Origin of the sequence: Rhodopirellula sp. JB055 (assembly GCF_043100905.1) — a bacterium.
GTDB lineage: Bacteria > Planctomycetota > Planctomycetia > Pirellulales > Pirellulaceae > Rhodopirellula.
This window is the reverse complement of sequence record NZ_JBICHO010000404.1, coordinates 1-4,482: the sequence shown is the minus strand read 5'-3', so window position 1 is coordinate 4,482 and position 4,482 is coordinate 1. Positions and strand designations below refer to the sequence as shown.

General features: G+C 57.2%; 2 protein-coding genes and 1 pseudogene. 2 read left to right on the top strand and 1 reads right to left on the bottom strand.

The features are described 5' to 3' along the window. Positions 1–834 (bottom strand): annotated as a pseudogene (locus ACF8AM_RS15820) (hypothetical protein); the annotation flags it as partial. Between ACF8AM_RS15820 and ACF8AM_RS15815 the strand changes: the two are divergent. Next, the gene (locus tag ACF8AM_RS15815) at positions 746–1,849 is read left to right on the top strand and encodes an AAA family ATPase (protein WP_392556560.1); all 1,104 of its coding nucleotides are present in this window, start codon (positions 746–748) and stop codon (positions 1,847–1,849) included. The pseudogene ACF8AM_RS15820 and the gene ACF8AM_RS15815 overlap by 89 nt on opposite strands. A 321-nt stretch (positions 1,850–2,170) precedes the next feature. Further along, positions 2,171–4,482: DUF1549 domain-containing protein (locus tag ACF8AM_RS15810; protein WP_392556559.1), on the top strand; the 2,312-nt coding region annotated here is incomplete at its 3' end.

Here is a 4,482-nt window from a genome sequence, read left to right as displayed (position 1 = left end):
CCAAACTCTATAAACCCGGGGGCCGGTAACTACGGCGACAATTCCGGCCGGGGATACCCGCCCAACCGCCATTTGGGGTTGGTGGCTCGGGGCTACCCGTACATGGGTGGTGTCGACGGGGTTTTTGGCGGGGTCTCCCCTGCCGGATTGGTCGCCGTAGTTCCAGGCCCCCGGGTTTCTCGAGTTGGCTGGCATTTGTTGGGCGGACAACCAAGCCACATTGCGGCGGATTCGGGGCAGGTCTTCGAGGGCTCCGACATGACAGAAAACCAAGGTCTGCAGACTGACGGCGTAGGTCTGGGTGGGCTCGAACCGACGAAGGTAGTGCAGGGCTCGGAGCATGTCGGGATCATTTCGTGACACGCCGGCGTTGAGCCAAGCCAGGGTGCACAGCGACGACAGCCCGCAGGATTGGCCGGGGTACTCGTCCCAGCCCCCACGATCCGTTTGCGATTTGCGAAGGTATTCGATCCCGCGATCGATGGCACGCTGAACCGTGGGGGCATCGATGCGTCCGCGATTGTTTTGTGCGGTGCAGCGTGGCGCCATGCCGATAAGCAGAGTCACCGCACCTAACGCGGCCATGACGGCACACCGATATCGCTTGTTCGCCGCAAGGCGTAAACTGCGTTGGCTTCCGCATGCGTTTGTTCGGCCGGATTGGTTTGGATCCAAGACACCGCGAACGTGACTGCTGCGGCGGCAACCCGTGCGACTCGAAACAATGTGATTTGGACTGTGATTCATGGCTGATCCTTCGGTTCCGACCCCTCCACCGATGAACCCCGCGGCTGGAAATGCAGCGTCCAGTGCGAGTTCGGGGGATGCGTCCAAGCCCCGCAATTTGGCAGACGTGTTGCGAGAGTTCTCGGAACACCAAAAGAAGATGCGGGATGAGTTGGCAAAGGTCATTGTGGGCCAAACCGACACGATCGAACAGTTGCTAGCAGCCATCTTTACCCGAGGTCACTGTTTACTCGAGGGTGTACCGGGGCTGGCGAAGACTTTGATGGTCAGCACGCTGGCGAATATTTTGGATGTGTCGTTTAAACGGGTGCAGTTCACGCCGGACTTGATGCCGTCGGACATCACCGGGACACAGGTGATGGAAGAGGACGAATCGGGGCGGCGAAGTTTCCGGTTTGTCGAAGGTCCGATTTTCGCAAATATCTTGCTTGCCGACGAGATCAACCGGACGCCGCCCAAGACGCAAGCGGCGCTGCTTGAGGCGATGCAGGAACGGCAGGTTTCGGTAGGGCGAGAGACCCACACGTTGCCCGATCCGTTTTTCACGATCGCGACGCAAAACCCGGTGGAGCAGGAAGGGACTTATCCACTGCCTGAGGCTCAGCTTGACCGGTTCATGTTCAACATCAAAATCGGATATCCCTCTGCGGAAGAGGAAGAGAAAATTTTGACGGCGACGACGCGAGGCGAATCCGCGTCGGTCAACAAGATCCTCTCAGCTCGAGCGATCTTGAATTGCCAACGATTGGTCAGCAGCATCGCTGCGGGACCGCTGGTGATTCGCTACGCCGCTCAGTTGGTTCGTGCGACTCGACCGACCGATGAATCGGCTCCCAAGTATGTGCGTGAGTTAGTCGATTGGGGGGCGGGCCCACGAGCGGGACAGAACCTGATTGCGGGTGGAAAAGCCATTGCGGCGATGAATGGACGCTTCAGTGTGGAGCCTGGTGACATTCAAAGGATTGCCCTTCCAGTGCTGCGTCACCGCATCGCGACCAACTTCCAAGCTCAAGCCGAGGGGATGGACACGGATTCCGTGATTCAGCGTTTATTGAAGGACATCCCTGTGCCAGAACCAGCTAAAATGGAACGCTCCAAATGACAGGTTGGTCGCGCCCAGATCTTAGCCAATCATGTGATTCACTCTCGCCAGATGCCCACCCGACGAACCCAACCCATGCCGTATCGATGTTCAAGCCGGCCCGCACCCTCATTCACCCAAGGGGCCTTTCAGAAAGTTGTCAGGTTCCTTCTGGGTGGTTCAGGTGATTTCAATTCGTGGCAGACAGGTCGCCTGAATCGCAAAGAAGGTGCCCCGTACTTTTCTGACGCTCATCAGATATTGCCCAGTCTTCCAAAAAGGTGTCTGACACCTTTGGTGATGGTGGGAGTGTTGTTGGCGGGCAATTGTTGGGCGGATGACGTGTCGGCGAAACGAGATTTTTTTGAGAATCGTGTTCGCCCGTTGCTGAGCGAGCATTGCTATGAGTGCCACGGTGAGGACCCGGATGAGCGGCAAGGCGGACTGCGTGTCGACCACGGATCCTTTTTGCTCAGTGGCGGTGACACTGGACCCGCGCTCGTTGCGGGCGAAGTCGATGACAGTTTGTTGATCGAAGCGGTCCGCTTTGAATCGTATGAGATGCCGCCATCGGGCAAGCTTTCCGACGACGACATCGCCGTTTTGGAACGGTGGGTTTCAGAGGGAGCCTATTGGCCGGAAGAGCCATTGCCTGAAGGCGCCGACAGCGAAGCGAAGTCATTTGATTTGGATGACCGCCGCGAAACGCATTGGGCTTGGCAGCCCGTCAAAGATCGCGTCGCACCTGAGGTCAGCGATCCGGCTTGGGCGAGGGATTCGATCGATCGGTTCATCTTGTCCGGGTTGGAGGACGCGGGGTTGTCTCCTTCGCGGCCCGCCGACCGTGGCACGTTGGTGCGGAGACTGACGTTTGCTCTGACAGGATTGCCACCAACACCAGAAGAAGTCGCCGGTTTTGAAAGTGACGGTCGCCCCGACGCGATGCGGCGGTTATTGGATCGGCTGCTGGCGTCACCCGAGTTTGGCAACCGCTGGGGGCGTCATTGGTTGGACTTGGTTCGGTACGCGGAATCACGTGGTCATGAGTTTGACGCGGACATTCCCAATGCGGACCGGTACCGAGATTACGTTGTTCGAGGCCTCAACGCGGACGTGCCGTATGATCAATGGGTCAGGGAGCACATTGCCGGTGATTTGATGACTCAGCCGCGAATGAGTTTTCATGATGGCGAAGGCGGCAGGCCGTTCAATGAATCGATTTTGGGGACCGGGTTTTGGCATTTGGGCGAGTGGGTTCATTCGCCGGTAGATATTCGCAGTGACGAATCGGACCGCATCGACAACATGATCGATGTGATGTCGAAAACGTTTCAAGGGGTGACGGTTGCCTGTGCTCGTTGCCACGACCACAAGTTCGACGCGATTTCGACGGCCGATTATTACTCGCTGACGGGGTTTCTGCAGAGCAGCGATTACGCGGAGATTCGATTTGATTCGATCGAGCACAATCGTCAGGTCGCGAAGCAAATTCGGGAACTGGATGAGAACTACCGCAAAAAATTTGTGGCGAATTTTGAGGATCTTTATGATGCGGCGGAGCGATCGGGACCAACCATGGCTTGGCCTGATTCGGTGGTGCACGCGTTTGATCAGCTCGATGCAGGCGACTATCGCCAAAACGGATTCATCTTTGGTGCGAAGCCGATGCGATCCGGAGAACCGCAGTTGTTGGAGCCCGCTGCTTCGGAACCAGTGGCTGACAAGATGGTCTCGTTGGTTCGCAACGCCGCGGCCAAAAACGATGTGTCATGGAACGGGTTGGAATCCATTCGTTCAAAAGCCACCAACGCCCGCGGAAAATTGCGAGCGTACCCGCGAGCCGGTCGGACGCTTCGCTTGCCCACGTTTTCTTTGACCGAACCGATTGTCTCGATCCGAGTTCGTGGGACTGGAAACGTTTTCGCTTGCGTGGATTCTCATCGGTTGGTCGATGGACCGTTGCATGGTGAAACGATCGTCAAGTTCAACGAGGTGGATGGTTGGGTTCAGTTGAATTTGGCCCGTTACATCGGGCATCGTTTGCACTTGGAATTCACGCCCGCTGAAAATCAAGCGATCGAAATTTTGAGTGTGGCGCAATCATCCAAAGGGGAGGTGAAGCAGACGCGACAGAGCATTCAGGCGCTCTTGGACGAGCAAGCCGAACGCATCGGCGAATTGGAAACCCAAATCCGTGAACGTGTCGCAGCGGATGAGGGGCTGCGTTCTGAGATGGCAGCCTGGCAAATGGAATGGTTCCAAGAGCGTCAGCAGTTGGTCGCTCAGATTCAAAAGCGATCGCGTGTGGCGATCGGGATGATCGACGGGAGCGGGGAAGACGCAGCGATCTTGATTCGAGGCAACTCGTCCAGCGAAGGCGACATCGAGCCGCGACATTTCTTGACCGCGATCACCGGCGGTGAACGCATCGGTGACGAGCAAGGAAGCGGGCGTTTGGAATTGGCCGACGAGATCAATGACCCACGCAACCCACTGACTTCTCGGGTGATCACCAATCGGTTATGGCATCACTTGATGGGCCGTGGCATCGTGCCAACGACCGATGACTTCGGCGTTTTGGGAATGCGCCCAACGCACCCAGAATTGCTGGATCACTTGGCCACGGACTTTGATCGTCACGGCCGGCATTTGAA